The following is a 25,390-nucleotide window of genomic DNA, read 5'->3' on the forward strand; positions in this document are numbered from 1 at the left end:
AGGCGTTAAAGAAAAATTTATTGGTTAATTGACACTGATCCTTAGTGATGCCGCAACAGCAAATGGCGCTAAGGTCAACGACCCCACTAACATCGCTCCCATAATTGCTAATTGACCATCATAGGCCATGCCTAAACTTGCCGCCTCAATGGCTGAGGTCGCGAATATAAGCACAGGAATGTATAAAGGGAGTATGAGCAAGCTCAATAAAACGCCACCTTTTCGTAATCCAACCGTTAATGCCATCCCAATGGCGCCTAAAAAGCTTAATGTCGGCGTACCAATCAACAACGTTAATAATACCGCAATCCAAGTATGCCAATTTAGTGACAGTAAAATTGCCAGTAACGGACTAATTAAAATCAACGGTAATCCAGTGAGTAGCCAATGCGCGATCATTTTGGCAAATGCTGCAACCGATAACGGCGTTGGCATTAACAACATTTGTTCTAACGAGCCGTCAAGATAATCATCACGGAACAAACGCTCCATCGATAACAACGCAGCTAATAACGCTGCAACCCAAATAATACCAGGTGCAATACGTGCCAATAGATTAGGCTCAGGGCCAACGCCTAATGGAAACAATGTAATAACAATAATAAAAAACCATAACGGATTAAAAATGTCCGCTTGTCGACGATAAGCTATCAATAACTCACGGCGAATAATTTGAATAAGGGTGGTAAGCATGGTTATTATTGCCCTAACTTAATTTTTCGTAACCGATCACTATCAACAAACATATCTTGGTGAGTGGTCAATAACACCATCCCTCCCCGTTCAGCATGTGATAAAAATAATGCTTCAAGCACCTTTACACCTTGCTTATCTATCGCCGTTAATGGTTCATCAAGCACCCACAACTTGTGATTGCTTAGCCATAAACGCGCCAAGGCAACTCGACGTTGTTGGCCTGCCGATAATTGCCCAGCGCTAATATCTTCACGCCCAGCTAAGCCTACATGTGCTAATGCTTGCCACAGCGCATCATCACCACTTACTTTTGGTGTTCCTTTGAGATCGGAGCCTTGTTGACAGGTATGCATTGCCTGAAAAAAAGCCAAGTTCTCAAAGGCCGTAAGCTCACGCTTTACGCCAGTTTGATGACCTAAAAATAATAATGATTGGTGATAATCTTCACGTGCGGTGGTAATACTTTCATTGCACCACTGCACTTCACCGCTATCTGATTGCCCTAAGCCCGCAATAATCCTTAATAAGGTTGTCTTACCGGCGCCGTTTGGACCTTCAATTTGAACTAATTCACCATCTGAAATAGTGAAATTTAATTCATCAAATAATACGCGCTCATCACGAACACAGCTCAAATTTGCTACTGACAACATAAAATGCTATATCCTAGGTGCCACAAAATAGCCGCATAGTACCACAATGGCTAACAAATTGGCTAAACTGCTCAGCTTCTTAGTCGTTAACTAACGTAAGTAAATGTGAAACAAATGCAAACTAAACTATTGCCGAATTCATCGCTGTTTATAGAAAAACTTTCGACAATTGAAAGGATTACCTCAATACCTAAAACTTCTCATTTACTCTCATCAACAATCACTGCCAACAATCAATCAAATTTGATCTCTCAGCTGCCGCAATTATTATTATCTATGAATAGCTTGCAACGATTAGTTACAAATTTATTGATTCCGTTAAACTTAGGTACAGCTAAATCATCTCAATCTATTCCGTCATCTCTGCAGCAATTATTTAGCCAATTATTACTGCCCAATAACCAATCCACATTAATTAGCTGGCTACAACACAATACCGATCATCAAACACTAGCAGTCTTATTACTCCAGCTATCACAGTCATCAAGCCCACTAAACCTATGGTTAAATCAACTTCATTCTGAACAAAAACAAGAATTTATGGCATTACTGCGCCTTGCAAGTGAACAAAGAGGCCCAGAAAACCAACGTTCACCAGACAATAACAATATCCATTTACAATGGGTGCAGGAAAATGGTCAAACCATCCAGCTACAAATTAATAAGCAACCGCAAAATAAAAAAAATACTGTTAAGGATAACAATAACCAATGGACCGTCAAATTGAGTTTGCCTATTGGTGCAATAGACAATATGAATGTTACCGCCTGCTGGCATCAACAACAGTTAAGCACTCGGTTTGAGTGTGCTAATCAGCAATTATTACTCCGAATTGAACGAGTAACACCGTATTTAATTTCACGATTACAGCAATTAGGTATTAATAGCACCCCACCACAATATAAACTGCTCACTCGCCAACAAGAAAATACACCACCAACACCATCGGGACTATCAATAAAAATTTAGTAACAACAAGGATTGTAGACATGACAACCAAATCAACTTCAAGCGTTCAACAAGCAATTGCGTTACGTTACGATGGTGAGCAAAATCCTTATGTGGCAGCTAAAGGCTACGATAAATTAGCGCAACATATTATTGAGCAAGTAAAGCAACAAGGCGGATTGATTCACCAAGATCCTGTGCTGGCACAATATCTCAATAGTTTTGAGCTTGGTGATCATATTCCGGAAGAGTTATACCAAATCATTGCTGAGTTAATTGCATTTTCATGGTATTTAAACGGCAAAACCCCTCCAGGTTGGGAAGGGTTTGAAAACATTGATATTACCGCATAGCTATAATGTATTAACCTGCTAACGTCGATAATGTTGGGGCATACTTTTTTGTAAACTCAGTAATAATTCAGCTTCGGCCTTTGGCAAATCGCATTCTTTCATTAATTCGTTAACATCTGCACCAAGTTCAACCATTTTACTAGCACGACTGTATAGCCGCCCACCAGAATCATTCATAGAGATTTCATTTTGACGAACTTCAACCCGTTCAATCAGCTCAATCAAATCAACCAACTTATCACTCATACCGATACTACCAGTACGTAATTCATTAAATTGTTTAGTTAAGCTTTCATTCTGTAACCGTGAATTTTTTAATACTGTTTCAATCGCTGCAAATTTTACTTCTAATGTTTTTCGTGCTTGACGCTCACGACTAATTAGCACTGCGGCAGCTAACGCAATAATCAGAGATATAGCAACAGGTAACCATTGTTGAAGTATGATATCCATTACAAATACGCCATCTCATCCCACTCGTCATCAGACAAGAGTTTATTTAAATCAACCAAGATCAATAGCTGTCCATCTCGGTTACTTACACCTTGAATAAACTTGGAACTTTCTTCTGTACCAACACATGGCGTACTATCAATTTCTGAGCTACGTAGATAAACCACTTCAGCCACACTATCAACTAAAATACCAATGACTTGTGTTTCTGCTTCGATAATCACAATACGAGTGCTATCAGAAATATCACCATGCTGTAAACCAAATCGAGCACGAGTATCAATAACGGTAACAACATTGCCACGTAAATTAATAATGCCAATCACGTAATCAGGCGCACCAGGCACAGGTGCTATATCTGAATAACGTAAAACTTCACGCACTTGCATAACATTAATACCATAGGTCTCATTTTCCAATTGAAATGTAACCCACTGTAATACTTGATCGTTAACGCTATCTTTTTGTATTTCCGTTATATTTACTTGGGACATATTATTTCCTCTTTAATGTCTCAACTCGCGCCGCTATTAACATCTAAGCCTTTATTCAACATTTGAATTAATGCATCAACATGGATCAGAGCACACATTTTTTGTTTTACCATTCCCGCTAGCCACGGGCGCTTACCTGCTTGTTGTCGCCAACGAATATCGGTAGTCATCAAGGTTTGAGTACCATGTAAGGTATCGCAAGCGAGTCCCCACTGACTATCGCCTAGCATCACCATATAACGATAATTAGCACGATAGCGATCATTGGTTAATTTATCTGCCATGACCCAACCTGCAGTATCGACAACATCAACATTATATTGTGCTAGTGGCGCCAGTCCTAGATACCAAGCTGGACGACCAACAATATGGTTCAACTCCCCTAGTTGATGAATTGCACCAAGTTCAGTTAATGCCACCGCAAACATCATCCCATTGACTTCAAAGAATAATGCTTGAAACGGTTGTTGCTGACCGTGATGTTGCCACATAACAAACTCTGGTTCTGGTTCTGGTTCTGGTTCTGGTTCTGGTTCTGGTTCTGGTTCTGGTTCTGGTTCTGGTTCTGGTTCTGGTTCTGGTTCTGGTTCTGGTTCTGGTTCTGGTTCTGGTTCTGGTTCTGGTTCTGGTTCTGGTTCTGGTTCTGGTTCTGGTTCTGGTTCTGGTTCTGGTTCTGGTTCTGGTTCTGGTTCTGGTTCTGGTTCTGGTTCTGGTTCTGGTTCTGGTTCTGGTTCTGGTTCTGGTTCTGGTTCTGGTTCTGGTTCTGGTTCTGGTTCTGGTTCTGGTTCTGGTTCTGGTTCTGGTTCTGGTTCTGGTTCTGGTTCTGGTTCTGGTTCTGGTTCTGGTTCTGGTTCTGGTTCTGGTTCTGGTTCTGGTTCTGGTTCTGGTTCTGGTTCTGGTTCTGGTTCTGGTTCTGGTTCTGGTTCTGGTTCTGGTTCTGGTTCTGGTTCTGGTTCTGGTTCTGGTTCTGGTTCTGGTTCTGGTTCTGGTTCTGGTTCTGGTTCTGGTTCTGGTTCTGGTTCTGGTTCTGGTTCTGGTTCTGGTTCTGCATCAATGACCACTACTTGAGGCTCAACGTCAAGCTGCGGCGGCACTTGTGCCAATAGTTGTTGTAACTGTTGTGACGATGACGGCTCACAAAACTCAGTCGGCTTAATCGTCGCTGGTGAATCTGAAGCAGTATCTAACAGTAAGTCACCAAAATAATCATCCAATGCTTGTTCACTAGTTAAACGCTTATTATTCATTGTGCGCCAACCTTGTTAAATGACTCAATAACGTTTTGTAAGCGAACACACCGCGACAATTATGGGCATACAATGATGGCGGCATATGCTTAATACTCGCATCTCGAAATTTAGTATCAATCGGGATAGCAGATGTCCACACTTGATCTGGATAACGGGTTTTTAAATCTTGTAATGTTTGCAATGATGCTCGAGTACGCTTGTCATACATTGTCGGCACAATAGTGACATCAAAGCCACCTGGTTTAGAACGCTGCATAATCTGCAATGTACGTAACATTCGTTCTAGGCCTTTCATGGCTAAAAACTCAGTTTGTACTGGAATCAAAATACGATCACTAGCAGCCAGCGCGTTAACCATCATAACCCCTAGAATCGGTGGGCAATCAATCAATACATAGTCATAGTCTGCGGCAACAGCGTTTAATGCTTTTTTTAATACTAATCCCATACCACTGCGGTTACCCATAGAGCGATCTAAGGTCGCTAATGACATATGGGCGGGAATAATATCAATATGGCTGAATGTGGTACTTAAAATTAATTCTCTTACGCCATCATAATCAATGTGTGGTAATTGAAATAAATCAAACAAACTCGCAGGCACATAATCAGCATCAAAATTTAAATAAGTTGTTAATGATCCATGAGGATCGGTATCAACCACTAATACCCGCTGGTTTTGTTCACTTAATAATCCTGCTAATGCTATGGTAGTGGTCGTTTTCCCTACTCCACCTTTTTGGTTTGCAATACTCCAAACAACCACCTTTAACTCCTCACGACAAACCCAATTCAATTAAAATACATTCCGCAATGCGGTCAAGGGGAAGATCATGACTAGAAATGCCCGCTTTAGCAACTGCTTGTGGCATACCATATACCACACAGCTATCTTCATCTTGTGCCCAAACGGTAGAACCATTAGCTTTTAGCATTCGTGCGCCTTCGCGGCCATCGGCTCCCATACCTGTCAGTACGATTGACAACACCCGCTCATTAAACACTTTGGCCGCAGATCCAAAACTCACATCAACGCAAGGCTTATAATTCATCCTATCGCCACCATCGATAATACGTAGTCGTGCTCCCGCTGCGCGTCCATCGACCATCATCTGCTGTCCACCTGGGGCTAAATAAGCCACACCAGCGCGTAGTATATCGCCATCTTGAGCTTCTTTTACTTCTATACCGCACAAATTATTTAATCGTGCAGCAAATGCAGCAGTAAATGTCATTGGCATATGTTGCACTAAGATAATCGGATAAGGAAAATTAGCTGGCAATTGAGTCAGGATTTTTTGTAAAGCAACCGGCCCACCGGTTGAGGTTCCAATCGCCACCAATTGATATTTTTTACCTGATGCTCGAAAACGTAATGGCATTCTAGATATTGTGGCATGTTCTGTCATTGTACGCCCACAGCTTGCAGTTGCAGCAGGTAAAACTCTCGTTTCAGTCATCGTTGCCGCAGTACTACGAACAGGCGGCGTAGATAGCGACTTTATCGCCGCAGATGAACCATTATTACGCCGTAAATAAAAACGTTTCCCGGCCAACTCTGCGACCCGTTTTTGTAATAAATCGACAGCTTCATCACGGTTACGCGCAATATCTTCAAATTTTTTCGGCAAAAAATCTAAAGCGCCAGCATCTAACGCATCTAAGGTTGCTTTGGCGCCATCTTGAGTTAAAGAAGAAAACATCAAAATAGGTGTGGGCGCAATTTTCATGATTTCACGCACTGCAGTGATGCCATCCATTACTGGCATTTCAATGTCCATGGTAATGACATCGGGTTGTAAAACTTTGACCAACTCACACGCTTCTTTACCATTAGTGGCATTACCAACGACGGTTAATCGAGGATCAGAATTAATTATTTCACTAACACGACGACGAAAAAAACTTGAATCATCAACAACTAACACCTTTATTGCCATTTGTTTTCATTCCTTTACTTAAACAATATCACCAGCCTAAGCACTCACAATTAACGGTCATTATTGCTAGTTATTAACGTCTTACATAATGATTTAACAGGTTCGGCACATCTAAAATAAGTGCGATATGACCATCACTAGTAATGGTTGCCCCTGCCATGCCTGGTGTACCTTTTAACAACTTATCTAACGGCTTAATCACTACTTCTTCTTGGCCTATCAGACTATCGACCACAAATCCGACCCGCTGATGTCCTGTTTGTACAATAACGACATGACCATAATTGTTATATTGCTGTTTGTTCACTGATGATTTTTTTGACAACCAATCTTGCAAGTAAAATAACGGAATCGCTTTTTCGCGTACAATAATGGTCAGTTGACCATCTACGGTATGGGTTTTAGTGAGATCTAAATGGAATATTTCATTAACACTTGCCAAAGGTAAAGCGAACGGTTGCTGCGCTACACCAACCATCAATGTCGGTAAGATCGCTAACGTTAATGGTACTTTAATATCAATTCGCGTCCCTTTACCTAGCACGGAATCAATCACTATCGAACCATTAAGTTGGTTAATGCTAGTTTTCACTACATCCATACCAACACCGCGTCCTGAAATATCCGAAATCTCTTTTTTGGTTGAAAATCCAGGCGAAAAAATCAGATTATAGGCATCATTATCGCTTAAACGTGAAGCGGCATCATGATCCATCATGCCGCGATCAATCGCTATTTGACGCAACTTATTAGCATCCATACCGCCGCCATCATCTTCAATGGTTAAACGGATATGATCGCCTTCTTGTGAGGCTGATAACAACACTTTACCAACGGCTGATTTACCCGCTTGCTCGCGCACCGTTGGCATTTCAATACCATGATCAACCGAGTTACGGACTAAGTGCACTAATGGATCAGCAAGTGCTTCGACTAAATTTTTATCAAGATCAGTGTCCTCACCCACCATCTCCAACACGATTTCTTTATTAAGACTACGGGCTAAATCACGCACTACGCGAGGGAAACGACCAAATACTTTTTTAATCGGCTGCATGCGTGTTTTCATTACCGCACCTTGAAGATCCGCGGTCACCACATCAAGTGTTGAGACTGCTTTTGACATTTCTTCATCAGTGGTATTTAACCCTAAACTAACTAGACGATTACGTACTAAAACTAATTCACCAACCATATTCATAATGATATCGAGTGTTGAAGTATCTACACGGACAGTGGTTTCAGCTTGAGGTTTAGGTTTATCTTTATTGGTAGGTATTGAAGAGGTATTTGTAGGCTCAGCCACAATATTATTGGTCGCTAAATGGGGATTAACGGCAGCCGATACTGCACTTGATGAAAGATCAACAACAGGGGTTGTCTCAACCAAAGGCGCGCGACCAATACCATGTAATTCATCTAACAGATTTTCAAACTCGTCATCTGTCATTAAGTCATCATTAACAACCTCCAGATTTTCATCTTCAGTTATTAACGTCGTTATACCAGTGTTAACGGCTGTACCTGGAGCATTGCCACTGCCATGTAGCTCATCCAATAAGCGTTCAAATTCATCATCAGTAATGTCACTACTTTCGACATTACCAACAACATTATCAACCTTCGATGTTGGTAATGGCGCAGAGGGTGAGTTACCAACACCGTGTAATTCATCTAATAGCCGATCAAACTCATCTTGAGTAATATCATCAACAGAATCAGCACTAATCGCACTACTTATGGATGTGACAGGAAGAGACTCAACCTTAGCCGTCGTCGCTTCAATTGCCGTTGGTGGCAAACTGTAATGGTGTAATTGATCCAATAACGTTTGTTCGGCTTTTATCAATGGCTGATGTGCCTGTACTTGAGCAAACATAACATTAATACAATCAAGCGCTTCTAAAATGACATCCATCAGTTCTGATGTCACTTTACGCTTACCTGTTCGTAATAGATCAAACACATTTTCAGCGCCATGGCAGGCATCAACCAACTCAGACAATGATAAAAAACCAGCCCCACCTTTTACGGTATGGAAACCACGAAAGATTGCATTTAACAATTCACCATCGTCTGGGCTTCGTTCAAGTTCAACCAATTGCTCAGACAATAATTCAAGAATTTCCCCAGCTTCAATCAAAAAGTCTTGTAGGATATCTTCATCTAAATCAAAACTCATAAATTCCTCTAAAATCCAAGACTTGAAAGTAAATCATCAACATCAGTTTGTGATGAAAGTGCATCTTTACGTTGCTGGGGATTTATAATCGGCCCTTCGGCAGTAACCGCTGACGGCGGTGTTTTTACACTAGAAAGTGACGCTTGTTCGCTATCAAATGCTTGTAAAATATCAAGCATCCGCTGTTCAACTTCAAGCACTAAGGTGATCACCCGTCGTATAACTTGACCGGTAAGATCTTGAAAATCTTGTGCCATTAAAATATCAGTTAAATGCTCACGTAACAGCGAACTATCTTGATCAATTTGGAGTAATAAGCCATTAATATCATGACAAAGCTGTTTAAAATCAGCTAAAGCAATTTGGCCGACCATTAATCGCTGCCATTGAGGCTGAAGGTTATGTAATGTTTGCTGTAATTGTTCGGCAATAGGCAAAGTTATTTCAACAGCATCCATGGTACGATTAGCGGCTGCTTCTGTTTTATCAATGACATAAGATAAACTATCGCGTGCATCTGGAATATCCGTTTTAGCTAAATCATTCCAACGCGTATCATTTCGAAAACTCACCAAACAATCATGCAACTGCCGAGTCATTTTTCCCACTTCTTCGTACATAGGCGCATGATGATGTTCAACTAAAGTTTGCACTAAAGTATTAGCTTGTTGCTGCTGTCCTTGCTCAAGCAACATCACTAATTGCTGTGCTTGCTCTAATGAAATCATGGTTATATTTTCCTATGCCAAAACACAATAACTACTGTAACCGTTCAAAAATCTTCGCGAGTTTTTCTTTCAATGTTGCTGCATTAAAAGGTTTTACAATGTAGCCATTCACGCCGGCTTGAGCAGCTTCAATAATTTGTTCACGCTTAGCTTCTGCGGTAATCATCAAGACAGGTAAATGTTTTAATTGCTCATCAGCGCGAATGTGGCGTAATAAATCAATACCTTGCATACCAGGCATATTCCAATCCGTCACCACAAAATCAAAATCACCGCGCTTTAATAATGGCAATGCAGTTACGCCATCATCAGCTTCGACAGTATTGTTAAACCCTAAATCTCGCAGTAAGTTTTTAACGATACGGCGCATTGTTGAAAAGTCATCAACAATAAGAATTTTCATATTAGTATTCAAAATTGCCTCCACAGCAAAACCTGTGTTGTTGTAAGTTATAAAATAATGACTGTTATTATTGAAATCACGCGACCCAAGCTTGTAACTTAGCCCGTAAGCGTTGCATAGCTTGGCTATGAATCTGACAAATACGCGATTCGCTCACCCCAATAACGGCACCTATTTCTTTTAAATTCATTTCTTCGTCGTAATACAGTGATAGCACCAACGCTTCCCGCTCTGGCAAGGTTTTAATCGCTGCTGCTAAGCTATGACGAAAACTGTCATCAACAACCCCTTGAAATGGCAAGTTTTGATTAACATCATCGTCATTAGTCATCGTTTCCTCGCCACCAGCGAGATCAGCAATACCGACAATGCGGCCACAATTAACATCGTTTAACACCTGATAATACTGCTCTAATGGCATCTCAAGCAGTTGTGATATTTCACTGTCGGTCGGATCTCGGCCAAGACTATGTTCAAGTTGTGAAATCGCATCACTAATACGACGACTATTTTTATAGACTGATCGCGGCACCCAATCACCACGGCGAATATCATCTAACATTGCACCTCGAATACGAATACCCGCAAAGGTCTCAAAACTAGCGCCTTTCGTTGGATCATAATTTTGCTGTGCTTCTAACAAGCCAATCATGCCAGATTGAATCAAATCTTCGACTAATACACTGGGTGGCAAACGTGCCATTAAGTGGTGTGCTATCCGCTTTACCAAGGTTGAGTAACGTTCAATAAATGCCTGTGGGCTTTGTTGATAACGGCTATAAGTTAACGTCTTATTCACGAATAGAGGCCTCCATGGCTCGTGGTTTATGCACCAACAATCGTTCAACAAAAAACTCTAAATGCCCACCAGGATGATGAGGAACAGGCCATGTCATCGCCTTTGATGCTAATGAATTCAATGCTAGCGCCGCAGGACTATGTGGAAATGCCTCGATCACAATTTTTTGGCGTTTAACCGCTTGGCGAACATTATCATCAAGCGGTATACACGCAGCAAGTTCAAGGTTGGCATCAAGAAAACGCTCGGTTACTCGAGTTAATTTAATAAATAAATCACGTCCTTCACGATAACTACGAACCATGTTGGCAACAATCTTAAATCGTTGAATATCATACTCACGACTCAAAATTTTCATTAATGCATACGCATCTGTGATCGATGTCGGCTCATCACACACCACAATAATGATGTCTTGAGCGGCACGAGCAAAACTCAGCACCATGTCAGAAATACCAGCCGCAGTATCGACAATAAAAAAATCAAGCTCATGCTGCAAATTACCGAAAGCTCGAATCAAACCGGCATGTTGGGCTGGGGTTAATTCTGCCATATTTTGCGTACCAGAAGCCGACGGAATAATTTTTACGCCGTAAGGCCCTTCGATAATAATATCTTCAAGTTCGCATAACCCAGCCAGCACATGCGACAGGTTACGCCCTGCACGTAAACCGAGCATCACATCGACATTTGCTAACCCAAGATCAGCATCAAGCACCATAACGCGCTTGCCTTGACGAGCCATTGAAATTGCCATATTAAGAGTGACATTGGTTTTGCCTACGCCCCCTTTACCGCCAGTAACCGTAATGACTTTCGTCGAGGTTAATTGGGTCATTCGACGTAAACCACTCGCTTGATCGTACATGATGTTCTCAGTCATAAAAATCGGCCGCATTGTTATCTGAACTATCACTAGACCAGACATGAGATTGTTGTGAAAGCTCTAGCTCTAACAACTCATTGGCACGCGAAACTAGGTAATTTCCAGTTGCTACTTTCAAGTCTTCAGGAACCCGTTGACCATCAGTTAAATAGGCAATCGGTAGAGCACTCTGAATAGCGACACTAATTATTTCGCCCAAACTTAACGATTCATCAAGTTTGGTCAACACACACCCAGATAATGGAATACGACGAAAATGTTCAATCGTCTCTTCAAGCACTCGCCGCTGTGAAGTTGCTGGCATCACTAAATAGCTACGTATTTTGGCGCCACTGTTTTGCATCAATGTATCTAATTGCTCGGATAAACGAATATCACGCTGACCCATACCTGCGGTATCAAGTAACACTACACGACGATGACGTAACTGATGTAGTATATCGGCCAGTTCCTGCGCATCTTTAGCCACTCTTACTGGGCATCCCATAATTCGGCCATAAGTAGCAAGTTGCTCATGGGCACCAATACGATAATTATCAGTGGTAATCAGTGCGATTTGATTAGGGCCAAACTCCATTGCCGCTCGAGCTGCAAGTTTAGCGATCGTGGTTGTTTTACCGACGCCAGTCGGCCCAAGTAGCGCCACCACGCCACCGGTTTCTAAAATACAATCGTTAGTGGTAAGTAATTGATCTGATAATAGATCCAGTAACGCAGGCCATGCTTCGTTAGTCGGTAAATCTTCTGGAATATAACACGCTAATTGATCGGCTAATTGATCAGACAATCCCATCTTTTCAAGCCGTTTAATCATCATCGCCCGCATCGGCTCTTGGCGTTCAACTTCCTGCCACATTAACCCTGATAATTGATGCTCTAATAAACGTCGAATAGAGGTTATTTCAGCGCGCATAGCGTCTAATTCATCATCTTTTCGAGCGCCTTTCACTTCATAACGGCTAGGATCTAAGCGAGGTTTATGTGAGGCGGTGCCATAATCATTGCGACCTACACTCACTTCACGTTCGTATTGTTTTGATGATGGACGGTTATAATCGCCCACATTAAGATCTTGTGAATGCTCATCATAACGACGACCTTGCTTCGTTCGTGACGATGACTGTTGACGATCAATACCATGCTGTTGGCGATGTTGTTCATGGTTATCACTGTGATAATAATGTTGTCGAGCTTGATCTCGGTTAAGCTCAGTTGCACGATTCGATTGTGATTGCTGCTGATCTTGATGCTTAGATTGACGTTGCAATAATGCTGTTAATGAATCAACAGATGCCATATTGTCAGGGGTTTCAGTTGTTGCTGCATAATTTTGCAATACACTCGCAAACTGTTTAGATACTGACGGAGTAACATTGACTTTATCATCAGCAAGTTTACGTCGCGCTTGCCCTAAGCCATGCTCTAATTCATCACGGACAGCATGATTAGTCTTCGCTAACACTGGACTGGCATCAGTGTCGACAGCAGCAACAATTTCAACACCGCCAGACACTTTTTTATTTGACATAATCACTGCATCAGGGCCAAGTTCTTCTTTGACTTCGCTAAGTGCCGTTCTCATATCCTTGGCAAAAAATCGTTTAATTTTCAAACTTAATTCCCTATCCGCAAGCGCTTAAATTAGTATTCAGTTTCAACACCATTAATGGCCAACCGCATTAACAATACGAATTTGTTTTTCATCTGGTACTTCTTGATAAGAAAGCACTCTCAAGGTTGGAATGGTATTTTTGACAAATTTTGCCAAAGTGGAACGTAAAACACCGGATGTTAATAATACTGCAGGCTCGCCTTTTAATTCTTGTTGCTGGGTCGCTTCTGTTAATGATCGTTGTAGACGCTCAGCTAACCCAGGTTCAATCCCTGATGACTCCCCCCCAGCAGATTGCATTGTCTGATGCAATATTTGTTCCAACTCAGGCACTAAGGTTATGACGGGTAATTCTGCGTCTATTCCATTGATTTCCTGACAAATTAAACGTTTTAAGCCAATACGTGCAGCGGCAGTTAAAATGTCAGGATCTTGACTCTTGGTTGAGTACTCAGACAAGGTCTGAACAATCGTTCGAATATCCCGTAATGGAATCGCTTCATTGAGTAAGTTCTGCATCACTTTCACCACCGCGCCAAGTGGTAATTGATCAGGGACAAAACCATCTACCAATTTCGGGGTTGATTGCCCAAGCATTTCAAGTAAATTTTGAACTTCTTCATGGCCTAATAGCTGGGCGGCATGGTTAGTCAACAATTGACTTAAATGAGTCGCGAGGACGGTAGCAGAATCAACCACGGTATAACCTAAAGCTTGAGCATGTTCACGTTGTGATACTTGAATCCATACCGCCTCTAAGCCAAACGCAGGATCAAGGGTTCGTTCTCCATCAATACTGCCAAACACTTGCCCAGGGTTAATAGCTAAATCCATATTCGGATGAATATTTGCTTCACCGCAGGTCACTCCCATTAAACTGATACGATAACTGTTCGGTGGTAACTCCAAATTATCGCGAATATGTACCGGAGGGACGAGGAAGCCAAAATCTTGCGAAAGTTTTTTACGTACCCCTTTTACTCGCTCTAACAGTTCACCGCCTTGGTCTTTATCAACCATCGAAATCAGTCGATAGCCTACTTCAAGTCCAATGGTATCGACAGGTTGAACATCATCCCATGACAACTCTTTCATTGGTTGAATCGGCGCCATATCGTGAGTTTGCGGTTCTTTGGTCACTAACGCAGCAGTCTGATCTTTTTTGTAACGCCAATAAGCAACCCCGCCAATAATGGCCGCCAAAAATAAAAACGGCACATGGGGCATACCAGGAACAATACCCATCACAAATAAAATTGCGCCTGTAATAATCAAAGCTTGAGGATTATTAAACATTTGGAAATACATTTGCTGGCCCATATCCTCGTCAGTATTTTGACGAGTAACCAGCATTGCAGCACCAATAGACAATAATAACGACGGTATCTGCGCGACGAGCCCATCACCAATAGTCAGCAGGCTATATATTTCCAGCGCTTCAACAAAAGCTAAATCATGTTGTGTCATACCGATGATTAAGCCACCGATAATATTAAGAAATAAAATCAGAATACCGGCTATCGCATCCCCTTTAACAAACTTAGAGGCACCATCCATCGAACCGTAAAAATCAGCTTCTTTGGTCACTTCAAAACGACGAGTACGGGCTTGTTCTTGATCAATTAAGCCTGCATTTAAATCAGCATCAATTGCCATTTGCTTACCGGGTAAAGCATCAAGAGTAAAGCGAGCACTAACTTCAGATATACGACCAGCACCTTTGGTTACTACCATAAAGTTAATAATCATTAGAATAATAAATACCACCAAACCGACAGCATAATTACCACCAATAACAACGGCGCCAAAAGCATGAATCACTTGACCGGCGGCCTCTGGCCCTTCATGACCATGCAGTAACACTATTCGAGTTGAAGCAACGTTAAGCGCTAACCGTAATAAGGTCGCGATAAGCAATACCGTTGGAAAGGCAGCAAAATCAAGAGGACGACGGGTGTAAACAGTGACTAACAACACCACTAGTGCCAGCGCAATATTAAAGGTAAATACCATATCCAACATGAGTGGCGGTATTGGCAAAATAATCATCGCCAAGGTTGCTAGCACCATCACAGGTGCACCTATTGCAGGCATATTTTGTAAACGAGCTAAAGGTAGTCGCGCAGCAAAAGGAATTGAAAGCTTCATTCTATTATCATCAAATCACGATTTATTGATATGAAGGCGGCACTTATTAACGAATAATTCACCATAATCCTTCACAGATACAATCGCTTATAGCAAGTATCGTGCCGCATAATTCTGCCATTATTTTGACGGCAAAATTATGCTTCCTATATCGCGTTATTAATGACGTAATTCTTGGGGAATATCTGTTGCTGCGGCTGATAAAATGGGTTTTTGACCTTTACCGCGACGGTAGGCTTTTAATTGAAAAACATAAGCTAACACTTGTGCTACTGCAACAAACAAGCCGTCAGGTACTTGCTGCTCTAGCTCGGTAGTATAATAAATCGCACGCGCTAATGGCGCAGCAGGCACAATATCAATATTGTGTTTATTGGCAATTTCGCGAATTTTTAGTGCTAAGTGATCGCCACCTTTAGCAATAACAACTGGGGCTGCGTCAAGTTTAGGATCATAACGTAATGCCACTGAATAGTGTTCAGGGTTAGTGATCACTACATCAGCTTGTGGTACATCCGCCATCATTCGTCGTTGTGCCATTTCACGCTGCAGCATACGAATACGACCTTTTACTTCAGGCTTACCTTCAGAATCTTTATATTCATCTTTAATTTCTTGCTTGGTCATTTTTAATTGATCGCTAAAATGCCAAATTTGATAAGGCACATCGATCGCCACCACAACCAACAACGAACAACAAATCAATAACACAAAGTTAAGTAGAATATCCAAGGCGTGAAAATAATTAGCCGGAAAGGTTTCAATACTGAGTTGAAAAAAATCATCCAAACTTGAATAAATTAAATACCCAGCCACACTTGCTACCAAGCCAACCTTGAGGATGGATTTAATTAATTCGACCCAACTTTGACTACCAAACATCCTTTTAAGACCACTTATTGGACTCATTTTAGATAATTTTGGCATCGCCGCTTCAGAAGAAAATCGTATTCCCCCCAAGCCTGCAGCACCGATTAAGGCTGCTGTAAAGAGAAACACTAATACCAGTACTAATGGCAAAAAAACCTGCCATACCGCATTAGAAACTACCGTCAGCAATAAATGTACGTCAAACACTTCTTCACGGCTTAAAGTGAACATGCGCGTCATGACCTTACCTAACGCAATACTAAGCCCTTCACCAAACCACATTAAGCTCACAGCACCTGACACCAATACTGCTACGGAGGCTAATTCTCTTGAGCGCGGTACTTGACCTTTTTCCCGCGCCTGCTCACGTTTTCGCGCGGTGGCGTCTTCGGTACGTTCTTGACCGTCAGCATCCGACATATTGGTACGTCCATGGTGAAGTTATACAACAAAAATGGTGATGGTTAATACGATATTAAACTCAACAGTTAAGCCTTGCCAAGCTACAGACTTGATCTAACCCTGTTTGCCAAATCGCTTCATACTGCGGCACAATCCCTAGCACAATAAACCAACTAATGGCTAAACCAAGTAACAGCGCAAATGAAAATCCTAACGCGAAAATATTTAACTGTGGTGCCGCACGCGTCATAACCCCAAACGAGAGATTAACGGTTAATAATGCAATAACACCCGTAAGTGCCATATCAACCCCAGCTTTAAATATATGCCCGAACCAACCAGCTAATTGGTAATAATCTGTCGCGACCAACATGCTGCTGCCGACAGGCAAGGCTGTAAAACTTAACACGACGACATTAAGCATGGTTAAATGACCATCGGTTGCCAAAAAAAGCAATATAGCCAAAAACATATAAAACTGCCCCAGCACTGGCGTGTTTTGGCCATTAGCAGGATCCACCATCGAGGCAAAACCCAAACTCGATTGCATACCGATAATTTGCCCCAACAGCACAAATGTCTGAGTAATAAACTGAGTCACTAATCCCATCGCAACCCCAATAATGATTTGCTGGGTAGTAACGATAAATCCAGCCAATGACAGTAAGGCAATATCCGTCGGTACTTTGGGTAACATTGGCATCACCGTAAAAGTGATTGCTAACGCCAGATATAACCGAATTTTGGGTGACACAAAACGCGCCCCAAAGAAGGTCATTGCCATCATCATTGAAGAGATTCGAGTGAACGGCCAAAAATAATTGGCAATCCACTCTAATAACACGCTCGAGGTATAGTGCATAAGCTATGGTTACTCATGAAGCGAATATTAGGTTGTGATAGCAATGCAATTAATCATCCTAATATAACAACTGTGGAATTTGATCGATGATGCGAAAAAAATAATCCATCAACATTCGCGTCATCATATGGCCAAAAAACATCAATGCTAATAAGGTCACAACTAAGCGTGGTAAAAAACTCAATGTTTGTTCGTTAATCGAGGTGGCGGCTTGAAACACTGCCACCACTAAGCCTATTAATAAGCCCGGAATGACAATCGCGCACACCATAATTAACACCATGTATAACGCTTCTTGAAAAATACCGACAAACGCTTCAGGGGTCATTATTGGGTTATCCTCTCCATTGAAGCCACTTTTTTATTAGGTTCCAAAACTGGCTGCTAGCGTAGACAGAATTAAATTCCAACCATCAACCAGCACAAACAACATCAACTTAAACGGCAACGATACAATCATCGGCGATAGCATCATCATACCCATTGCCATTAATACCGATGCCACTACTAAATCGATAATTAAAAAGGGTAAAAACAACATAAAACCAATCTGAAACGCGGTTTTAAGCTCTGAAGTAATAAATGCTGGTACTAATACCGTTAGCGGCACAGTTTGTGGATCGGTTGCGGTTGATCCTGAAATATTGACAAAAGTTTCCAGATCTTTCACTCGCGTTTGCTTCAACATGAACTGCCGCATCGGGGCTTCTGCTTTAGCTAATGCTTGCTGAGCACTGATCTGTTCATTGATATAGGGTTGTACTGCATCGACATTAATTTTATCGATGACAGGTGACATCACAAAAAAGGTCAAAAACATCGCGATCCCAATAATCACCTGATTTGAGGGGGTTTGTTGTAATCCCATCGCTTGCCGCAAAATCGACATCACTACCACTATGCGAGTAAAGGATGTCATTAGAATCACCACCGCAGGCAAAAAACCCAATGCAGTCATGAGTGCTAATATTTGCAGCGTGATTGAATAATCTTCGCTGCCATCTGGGTTCATAGTGACAGACAATGCGGGAATACCGCCCCCACTACGCGCACCAGTCGTTAAATGTGCAGCACTATTTTCCGCGGTCATTGCTGTTTGAGTAATAGTTTCTGTTGCTGATACTGGCATTGAAATGCTCCAACTACCGATAAACAGCACCAGCAATGCCACTTTTAAACCCAGTGCAAGATTATTTTTTATCATTAGTAATTATCAACCGGCTCAGCTGAGAAGCAAAATCTTTAGCTGGCACATCTTCCGTGATTAAAGGCTGTTCAAGTTTACTGAGCAACGAAATATTATGCTGAGTAATGCCGACTAACAATTGCTCATCGCCCACTTGAATCAATGCGATTCTTTCCCGTTGTCCAAGTGTTAACTGCTTAACAATAGTCAGTCGATTATCATTACTGTGAACGCCGACCAGACGCATTTTTTTCAGCAGCCACGCTAAAAATAAAATAATCACAATCACGAGTACTAATGACGCTAATGTCGTGGCTAAATTAAGATCGGGCGCTTGCCCTAATGTCATTGACTGATCCATCACTGACTCTTAACGTAATTTTTTAATGCGTTCGGTTTGACTGATAACATCAGTTAAACGAATACCAAACTTATCATTTACCACCACGACTTCACCGTGAGCAATCAAGGTGCCATTAACCATCACATCTAATGATTCGCCGGCTATACGATCAAGCTCAACCACCGAACCTTGGTTAAGTTGTAGTAAATTACGAATACTAATTTGAGTGCGACCGACTTCCATTGAAATGGTCACTGGAATATCCATGATGGTATCCAATTTACGGCGCTCATCATCTGAGATTGGCACGGTATCATCGGTTAACTCTTCTAATGGTGCGGGTTGAACATGATCCTCTTGTTCAGCTAAAGCTGCCGCCCAATCATCTGCCATTTGTTGATCATTTTGAGACATTATTATTCCTGCTAATTATGAGTGCGTTTCATTGTCACTATTCATCTCTAATAATGTAGAGCTTAATAGTTCACGATCTAAGAAAGCCAAATCCGTTTTCACCATGTCTGGACGTTTTAATTTATCGGTAATTTTTAGCGCGACATTATCGCCACTACGGCCCATTTTGGCGCGATATGTTGGTAGATCTTCGACAAAAATTGTCGCAGATTCTGGCATCGTAATCGGAATAACATCACCAGCTTGTAACTCCATTAAGTCACGTAATGAAATATCAACATCCAATAACTTAGCGCGTAGATTCACGGGCACATCCATGATTTCATCACGCAGAGCTTTACTCCAACGAACATCAGTGTCCATCTTGTCACTTTGCCCCCCCGCATCGAGTAATTCACGGATTGGCTCAACCATCGAATACGGCATTACCACATGAAAATCGCCACCACCACCATCGATCTCAATATGAAATGAACTCACCACGATCACTTCTGTCGGACTCACAATATTGGCCATCGTTGGGTTCACTTCAGAATCGATATATTCAAACTCAACCGACATCACGGGTGACCATGCTTCACGGTAATCTTCAAACACCAATTTAAGTAACATTTGTACAATACGGCGCTCAGTGGGAGTAAACTCTCGCCCTTCAATTTTGGCGTGAAAACGACCGTCACCACCAAAAAAATTCTCTACCAAAATAAACACTAATCGTGCTTCCATGGTAATCAATGCTGTACCTTTTAGTGGTCTAAAGCGCACCATATTTAAACTAGTTGGCACATAAAGCGTGTTTTGATATTCACCGAATTTAATCATTTGAACGCCATTTATCGACACTTCAGCCGTTTTTCGCAACATATTAAATAAACTGATCCGCATATGGCGGGCAAATCGCTCATTGATCAATTCCAGGGTCGGCATCCGTCCACGGACTATGCGATCTTGTGAGGAAAAATCAAAGGCGGTAATACCGGAACCTTGATCGCCATCCTCCTCATCTTCAGGCTCATCGACCCCATGCAATAATGCATCAATTTCATCTTGGGTTAATAAATCACTCACAGCGCACCTATTGCATCACAAAGCCAGTAAATAACACCCGTTCAACCACAGGCATATCAGTCATCTTGTTCATTGTTGCTTGTACTGTCGTCAACGCTTGTTGACGTAATTGCTCACGCCCGAGAGGCTGACGTAATTGTTCAACAGTGGTTGCTGCAAAAGTTTGTAACAACACACTTTCAATTAATGGCGCATGTTTATTTGCTAATGCCTCATTGACTTCACCACGTACCATGAGCTGCACTTTTATTTGCACCACTCGATCACGATCTTTACCACTCACATTAAAAATAAATGGATCAGGTAATACGATGTAATACGACGACATTTTTAGTGGCGCTTGAGGAGACTCTGATGATGACACCGCCGTTGTTTGAGACGCTGTTGGTGCTGAGTAAAAAAACCAAAAAACGCCAGCTATCGCAACACCTATTACCACGCACACCAAACTAATAATGGTTATTTTTTTACTATTTTCACCTACCATTATTGATCCTTGGTTGCTGTTTTCTTGCCACATGACATTGCTGCATGTTTGTCCTTATTAAGTAAGTGTTCGTTATAAGCCTGACCAAAAACGCTAAGCGTAATAATCAACTTGGTCTTTATTCTCAGTAACAAACACACTAGCTTGTTGATCAAGTTGATCACTCTCTGCTACAGATTGTCCCTCTACAGCCGTTGCTTTTGTCGAGGGGGGCTGACCAGACTGTGAATGTGCTGAACTATTACTTTGTTGTCCTGAAAATTGCTGGCTAGTTTCTTGTTGTACTGAACTCTGCGCTAATTGCAGTCCTTGCTGTTGCAGCATCTCTCGTAGGCGCGGCATGGCCTGTTCAACAATGTCACGCGTTTGATGGTTATTAACAGTAAATTGCACTGACGCTTGATCTTGGTTGAGAGTCAATTTAATTTGAATTTTTCCAAGTTCAGGCGGATCTAAACGAATATCAACGAATTTAAGATTCTTTGCCATCATGATATTGATCCGCTCATGTACCTGTTCACCAGCCTGTTCACGCGTGAGTAGTAATGGGGATTGCACATTCGTCATGACGACTGATTGCTCAGGCTTAAGCCCTGAACTAGTAGAAGTTAAACCAGAAAGTTGTTGAGCCAATGAATCATTATAAGTATTGACACTTTCCCCCAAATTGAGACGACTATCATCCACTAGTGAACCATCGAATTTTGTCGCACCTAGAGGCGTATTTGGGGTTGGCATTATTAACGTCGAAGCGGTTATTGCTGTGGTTGTTGGTAGTGGCAAATTATTGACACCACCATCAACATTCATGTCAGATTTTTGTCCATCAGCAACCATTGCTGCTGGTGATACCAATGTGGCACTGGTAAGTGGCGTAGTTAATGATGCTGTCGAGGCTAATGATACTGTTGTTGTATCAGTCTCTGTTGCCGATACTTGAATCGGCACTTTTACACCATCAACTAAAACAACATCAGTAATGAGCGGCGCAGAAAGAGGCAAGCTATTGCCGCTAGTATTAACGGCATTAGCATCCGTTTTAACTTCCGAGTTAAGCTGCTGATTAGATTGGGTTAACTGTTGTAAGAAAGCACTCCCAGCTGCCATTAACTGAGTCGCGTCATCAACAATAGTCGTATTATCGATATTGATTAAGGTGTTATCCACTGCATCTGTGGCTGCCATTGGATCGCTAACTAATCGCTCAGAGGAAATATCGGTGCTGCTAATATCAGTGATATTAATATTGAGATCAGCACTGATTATCTCAGTATCGATTGCGGGAGCATCAATGCTCGCGGTTAACTCACTATCAACGACTGGCAACGGCTGGTTTTCATCAATAGCTTGCTGATATTGTTGTGAAAAGTCATTATCACTTATAGCGACGGTTTCAGACTCTGCTGCAGCAGATGCTCCTGCTAACTTTGCCGTTTGCATTGATGACACATTAAATAGATTCATAATAACTCTTTTAATACGTGCCGCTACAAACGACAGATAAATGAATAACTGTTTGAAATAAATCGTCAAAAAAACGTTTATTCAACACTGATGTTCTATGTTAATGCAAAAAGCAAACCAGTTTTTACTTCTACCGTTGCTGGCGACGCGCAAATTGTAACGTTACAAATTCATCCATCATTTTTTGTTCTTGTCTATCTAAAAAAAGCTGCCGTTCGCGCTGTTTTTTTTCTAATAACCACTCGATACCGCGTTTTTTTTGCTGCATTGCTTGCCAGTGCTGACGGCATTGTTCAATTTGATTGGCAAAATAGCCACCAGCCTGTTTTTGCTTCTCTAAGGTAGTATCAAGTTGAGTTAAAAATTTTTGTAAATGACTATATTGGCTGGCAGTTAGCCCTTGCTGTCCTCGCTCAGAAAGCTGACGACAATAATCTAACCGGTACTGCTCAATTTGAGCTAATTGTTGTAAATAGTTTTGTTGTTCTAGTTGGGCTTGATTAAGAGCAAGACTCGCTTGATGCTCTTGTTGTTGGGCTTGTTCTATCAATAATTCAAACGTTCTCAATGGCATATTATAATGACCTTATATCTTCGAGCACCGTACCTTCGAGCACTGTTAGCCACCTAATGTTGAGCGCAACATATTGACGCACATTTCATAGGGCACTGCTTCTTTCATTTCTTGCTGCAAATAACTGTCTAACTTGGGTTTGAAACTGAATGCTTGATCGATAGTGGCATCAGTACCCGGCTTATAAGCACCAATCGCGACTAAATCTTGATTTTTACGACAAATAGATAAAATTTGACGTACCGCTTTCGACATCAGCATATGCTCATCACTAACAATCGCAGGCATTACTCGGCTGACAGAACGTTCTACATCAATGGCAGGATAATGACCGGCATCTGCCATTTCACGCGATAGTACGATATGTCCATCAAGGATCGCACGTGAGGCATCAGCAATAGGATCTTGCAGATCATCACCTTCACTTAGGACGGTGAAAAAAGCCGTAATTGAACCTTGATTTTCATTACCATTACCAGCACGTTCAACGAGCGCAGGTAACTTAGCAAATACAGAGGGGGGATAACCTTTGGTTGCTGGCGGCTCGCCAACGGATAACGCAATTTCACGTTGTGCTTGAGCAAAACGAGTTAATGAATCCATTAGCAACAACACATCAAATCCTTGATCGCGAAAATATTCCGCAATCGTCAATGATGTTTGGCAGCCCTTTAAACGCATTAATGGCGAAGCATCCGCAGGTGCAGCAATAACAACGGCTCGCTCACGGCCTTCTTTTCCTAAAATTTCATCAATGAACTCTTTTACTTCTCGTCCACGCTCACCAATTAATCCCACAACCACAATTTGGGCGCTAGTACCGCGAGTCATCATGCCTAAGGTTACCGATTTACCAACACCAGAACCTGCAAATAAACCTATTCGCTGACCTTTACCGACAGTTAATAAGCCATTAATTGCTTTAATTCCAACATCTAACGGTTCTTTAATCGGTTTACGTGATAAGGGATTAATAGGTGCAGAGGTAAATGAAGCCCGTTGCTCGGTAAAAATGGGCCCTAAGCCATCGAGAGGATTACCGATGCCATCAATCACTCGTCCCAATAATTCAGGACCAACGGGAATACCACTGTTATGTAAAATAGGAGTCACTTTCGCCCCAGGCATCACCCCTAATAATTGCTCACTTGGCATTAAAAACAGCGTTTCACCAGCAAAGCCAACCACTTCCGCTTCTAGTTCACCATTAAGGGTTTCGACTTTACACACACTGCCGACGGGTGCTCGACAGCCAATAGCTTCCAGAGTTAGCCCGACAACGCGATCTAAACGCCCAGAAGCCACTGGTTTACAAGCAGTATTAGCAGTTTGATAACGGCTTAAGCGTTGCGCAAGCGTCATACCGTTGGCTCTTGTAAATTACTATTGAGATCATTAAAGGTCGTTAATGAGTGCTGAATACGATCATCAATTAAATAATCGACACTTGAGCTACCACATTCCAATTGCAGATCGCCTCGTTGTAAACTGGGCTCTGCAATTAATGACCATTTACGCTGCTGTAAATCAGCATCATCAAAACTGGCATTCACTAATGCAACGTCTTCAGGATGCAAATGCATTTTGATCTCTCGCTCAACAATCGGTAGCGTAGCGACAACTTCACGTAGCGTGTTAAGTAACACTTGGGGGTTAGTTTTAACCTCAACACGAATAAGTGCCTTCGTTAGACCATTAACTAATAACAATAATTGTTGCTCAACGTCGGCATCGACCTGCGCGATTGGATCAGCAAATTTATCCATCACAGCAGTTAACAATGCTACTTGCTGATCAATTTGTGCTTGTGCTTGTTCAAGTCCTTGCTGGAGTCCTTGGGCTAGCCCTTCTGCATGTCCGGCAGTGATCCCTTCCGCATGACCTTGACTAAAACCTTCGCTATGTCCTGCTTGGCGACCTTGATCAACCCCTTCGTCATAGGCTGATTGCTGCATTGCTTCTAGTTCTGCAGCCGTTAATGGTGGCGGTGGTGGCTCAGGTTCGGGCTCCGGCTGTTGCTGATCGAGATAATACTGATGATCATAATTAAAGGCATTTTCAGACTCATGCTCATCATTGCTGTAATCTGGGTACGCCCAACGTTCAAGCTCTTGAGCTTGATGTTCAGATACTCGCATGAAACCACGGCGGCGCTCATTACTCATAATAGATTTT

General features: G+C 41.9%; 29 protein-coding genes. 3 read left to right on the forward strand and 26 right to left on the reverse strand.

Features of this window, described 5'->3' with window-relative positions; genetic code table 11:
• Positions 1 to 24 precede the first annotated feature (24 nt).
• Together ccmB and ccmA are read right to left on the reverse strand one after the other, a co-directional pair.
• Positions 25 to 693: a heme exporter protein CcmB gene (ccmB, locus tag PPBDW_RS11570; RefSeq protein WP_036795629.1), complete on the reverse strand. Its 669-nt coding sequence runs from the start codon at positions 691 to 693 to the stop codon at positions 25 to 27.
• A gap of 5 nt (positions 694 to 698) precedes the next feature.
• On the reverse strand, positions 699 to 1,349 hold the full coding sequence (gene ccmA, locus PPBDW_RS11575) for a cytochrome c biogenesis heme-transporting ATPase CcmA (protein ID WP_036795630.1): 651 nt from the start codon (positions 1,347 to 1,349) through the stop codon (positions 699 to 701).
• A gap of 114 nt (positions 1,350 to 1,463) precedes the next feature.
• Between ccmA and PPBDW_RS11580 the strand changes: the two genes are divergently transcribed.
• Positions 1,464 to 2,318 (forward strand): hypothetical protein, encoded by an 855-nt coding sequence (locus tag PPBDW_RS11580; protein WP_036795631.1) that lies wholly within the window; start codon positions 1,464 to 1,466, stop codon positions 2,316 to 2,318.
• Positions 2,319 to 2,338: 20 nt separating this feature from the next.
• Complete coding sequence (locus PPBDW_RS11585; RefSeq protein WP_036795632.1) at positions 2,339 to 2,650, forward strand: EscU/YscU/HrcU family type III secretion system export apparatus switch protein; 312 nt, start codon at positions 2,339 to 2,341, stop codon at positions 2,648 to 2,650.
• A gap of 18 nt (positions 2,651 to 2,668) precedes the next feature.
• Here the strand turns inward: PPBDW_RS11585 and PPBDW_RS11590 are convergent, their stop codons facing one another.
• The 3 genes from PPBDW_RS11590 to PPBDW_RS22810 are packed head-to-tail and all read right to left on the reverse strand — an operon-like array spanning position 2,669 to position 4,088.
• Positions 2,669 to 3,103 (reverse strand): DUF2802 domain-containing protein, encoded by a 435-nt coding sequence (locus tag PPBDW_RS11590; protein WP_036795633.1) that lies wholly within the window; start codon positions 3,101 to 3,103, stop codon positions 2,669 to 2,671.
• Positions 3,103 to 3,597, reverse strand: a complete 495-nt coding sequence (locus PPBDW_RS11595; RefSeq protein WP_036795635.1) for a chemotaxis protein CheW — start codon at positions 3,595 to 3,597, stop codon at positions 3,103 to 3,105. Before PPBDW_RS11595 ends, PPBDW_RS11590 begins: the two co-directional genes overlap by 1 nt.
• 20 nt (positions 3,598 to 3,617) lie before the next feature.
• Positions 3,618 to 4,088, reverse strand: coding sequence for a chemotaxis protein CheW (locus PPBDW_RS22810; RefSeq protein ID WP_243423010.1), 471 nt, complete (start codon positions 4,086 to 4,088; stop codon positions 3,618 to 3,620).
• Between PPBDW_RS22810 and PPBDW_RS22960 the strand changes: the two genes are divergently transcribed.
• A complete protein-coding gene (locus PPBDW_RS22960; protein WP_243423011.1) occupies positions 4,077 to 4,703 on the forward strand; it encodes a hypothetical protein in 627 nt (208 codons plus the stop codon). The two genes, PPBDW_RS22810 and PPBDW_RS22960, sit on opposite strands and share 12 nt — an antisense overlap.
• Positions 4,704 to 4,836: 133 nt before the next feature.
• On the opposite strand, the gene PPBDW_RS11605 is transcribed toward PPBDW_RS22960, so the two are convergent.
• The 21 genes from PPBDW_RS11605 to fliH all read right to left on the reverse strand — a co-directional run bounded on the left by PPBDW_RS11605 (position 4,837) and on the right by fliH (position 25,380).
• On the reverse strand, positions 4,837 to 5,613 hold the full coding sequence (locus tag PPBDW_RS11605; RefSeq protein WP_036795638.1) for a ParA family protein: 777 nt from the start codon (positions 5,611 to 5,613) through the stop codon (positions 4,837 to 4,839).
• A 10-nt stretch (positions 5,614 to 5,623) separates the two neighbouring features.
• Complete coding sequence (locus PPBDW_RS11610) at positions 5,624 to 6,787, reverse strand: protein-glutamate methylesterase/protein-glutamine glutaminase (protein WP_036795640.1); 1,164 nt, start codon at positions 6,785 to 6,787, stop codon at positions 5,624 to 5,626.
• A 73-nt stretch (positions 6,788 to 6,860) separates the two neighbouring features.
• Positions 6,861 to 8,969: a chemotaxis protein CheA gene (locus tag PPBDW_RS11615; protein ID WP_036795641.1), complete on the reverse strand. Its 2,109-nt coding sequence runs from the start codon at positions 8,967 to 8,969 to the stop codon at positions 6,861 to 6,863.
• A gap of 8 nt (positions 8,970 to 8,977) precedes the next feature.
• A complete protein-coding gene (locus PPBDW_RS11620) occupies positions 8,978 to 9,697 on the reverse strand; it encodes a protein phosphatase CheZ (RefSeq protein ID WP_036795642.1) in 720 nt (239 codons plus the stop codon).
• Positions 9,698 to 9,728: 31 nt separating this feature from the next.
• Positions 9,729 to 10,100, reverse strand: a complete 372-nt coding sequence (gene cheY, locus PPBDW_RS11625; protein WP_036795644.1) for a chemotaxis response regulator CheY — start codon at positions 10,098 to 10,100, stop codon at positions 9,729 to 9,731.
• Between the two features lie 76 nt (positions 10,101 to 10,176).
• Entirely contained in the window at positions 10,177 to 10,899 is a 723-nt protein-coding gene (locus PPBDW_RS11630) for an RNA polymerase sigma factor FliA (protein WP_036795645.1), read from the reverse strand.
• On the reverse strand, positions 10,892 to 11,782 hold the full coding sequence (locus PPBDW_RS11635; RefSeq protein WP_036795646.1) for a MinD/ParA family protein: 891 nt from the start codon (positions 11,780 to 11,782) through the stop codon (positions 10,892 to 10,894). Before PPBDW_RS11635 ends, PPBDW_RS11630 begins: the two co-directional genes overlap by 8 nt.
• Complete coding sequence (gene flhF, locus PPBDW_RS11640; RefSeq protein WP_036795648.1) at positions 11,775 to 13,397, reverse strand: flagellar biosynthesis GTPase FlhF; 1,623 nt, start codon at positions 13,395 to 13,397, stop codon at positions 11,775 to 11,777. Before flhF ends, PPBDW_RS11635 begins: the two co-directional genes overlap by 8 nt.
• Positions 13,398 to 13,448: 51 nt before the next feature.
• The gene (flhA, locus tag PPBDW_RS11645; RefSeq protein ID WP_036795650.1) at positions 13,449 to 15,545 is read right to left on the reverse strand and encodes a flagellar biosynthesis protein FlhA; all 2,097 of its coding nucleotides are present in this window, start codon (positions 15,543 to 15,545) and stop codon (positions 13,449 to 13,451) included.
• Positions 15,546 to 15,704: 159 nt separating this feature from the next.
• Positions 15,705 to 16,835, reverse strand: coding sequence for a flagellar biosynthesis protein FlhB (gene flhB / locus PPBDW_RS11650; protein WP_036795652.1), 1,131 nt, complete (start codon positions 16,833 to 16,835; stop codon positions 15,705 to 15,707).
• Between the two features lie 61 nt (positions 16,836 to 16,896).
• Complete coding sequence (gene fliR / locus PPBDW_RS11655; protein WP_036795653.1) at positions 16,897 to 17,679, reverse strand: flagellar biosynthetic protein FliR; 783 nt, start codon at positions 17,677 to 17,679, stop codon at positions 16,897 to 16,899.
• A gap of 58 nt (positions 17,680 to 17,737) precedes the next feature.
• Positions 17,738 to 18,007 (reverse strand): flagellar biosynthesis protein FliQ, encoded by a 270-nt coding sequence (gene fliQ, locus PPBDW_RS11660; RefSeq protein WP_036795654.1) that lies wholly within the window; start codon positions 18,005 to 18,007, stop codon positions 17,738 to 17,740.
• Between the two features lie 36 nt (positions 18,008 to 18,043).
• On the reverse strand, positions 18,044 to 18,883 hold the full coding sequence (gene fliP, locus PPBDW_RS11665; protein WP_036795656.1) for a flagellar type III secretion system pore protein FliP: 840 nt from the start codon (positions 18,881 to 18,883) through the stop codon (positions 18,044 to 18,046).
• Complete coding sequence (gene fliO, locus PPBDW_RS11670) at positions 18,870 to 19,226, reverse strand: flagellar biosynthetic protein FliO (protein WP_036795658.1); 357 nt, start codon at positions 19,224 to 19,226, stop codon at positions 18,870 to 18,872. The genes fliP and fliO overlap by 14 nt, the downstream gene beginning before the upstream one ends.
• 9 nt (positions 19,227 to 19,235) lie before the next feature.
• Positions 19,236 to 19,622, reverse strand: coding sequence for a flagellar motor switch protein FliN (gene fliN / locus PPBDW_RS11675; RefSeq protein WP_036795660.1), 387 nt, complete (start codon positions 19,620 to 19,622; stop codon positions 19,236 to 19,238).
• A gap of 15 nt (positions 19,623 to 19,637) precedes the next feature.
• Entirely contained in the window at positions 19,638 to 20,690 is a 1,053-nt protein-coding gene (gene fliM, locus PPBDW_RS11680) for a flagellar motor switch protein FliM (protein WP_036795662.1), read from the reverse strand.
• A 7-nt stretch (positions 20,691 to 20,697) separates the two neighbouring features.
• Positions 20,698 to 21,177, reverse strand: a complete 480-nt coding sequence (gene fliL, locus PPBDW_RS11685) for a flagellar basal body-associated protein FliL (protein ID WP_036795664.1) — start codon at positions 21,175 to 21,177, stop codon at positions 20,698 to 20,700.
• A 93-nt stretch (positions 21,178 to 21,270) separates the two neighbouring features.
• On the reverse strand, positions 21,271 to 22,641 hold the full coding sequence (locus tag PPBDW_RS11690) for a flagellar hook-length control protein FliK (RefSeq protein WP_054262067.1): 1,371 nt from the start codon (positions 22,639 to 22,641) through the stop codon (positions 21,271 to 21,273).
• A gap of 130 nt (positions 22,642 to 22,771) precedes the next feature.
• Positions 22,772 to 23,215 (reverse strand): flagellar export protein FliJ, encoded by a 444-nt coding sequence (fliJ, locus tag PPBDW_RS11695; protein ID WP_036795665.1) that lies wholly within the window; start codon positions 23,213 to 23,215, stop codon positions 22,772 to 22,774.
• Positions 23,216 to 23,260: 45 nt separating this feature from the next.
• Complete coding sequence (gene fliI / locus PPBDW_RS11700; protein ID WP_036795666.1) at positions 23,261 to 24,577, reverse strand: flagellar protein export ATPase FliI; 1,317 nt, start codon at positions 24,575 to 24,577, stop codon at positions 23,261 to 23,263.
• Positions 24,574 to 25,380, reverse strand: a complete 807-nt coding sequence (gene fliH, locus PPBDW_RS11705; protein ID WP_036795668.1) for a flagellar assembly protein FliH — start codon at positions 25,378 to 25,380, stop codon at positions 24,574 to 24,576. Before fliH ends, fliI begins: the two co-directional genes overlap by 4 nt.
• Positions 25,381 to 25,390 lie beyond the last annotated feature (10 nt).

This window comes from Photobacterium kishitanii (assembly GCF_000613045.3).
Classification (GTDB): domain Bacteria; phylum Pseudomonadota; class Gammaproteobacteria; order Enterobacterales; family Vibrionaceae; genus Photobacterium; species Photobacterium kishitanii.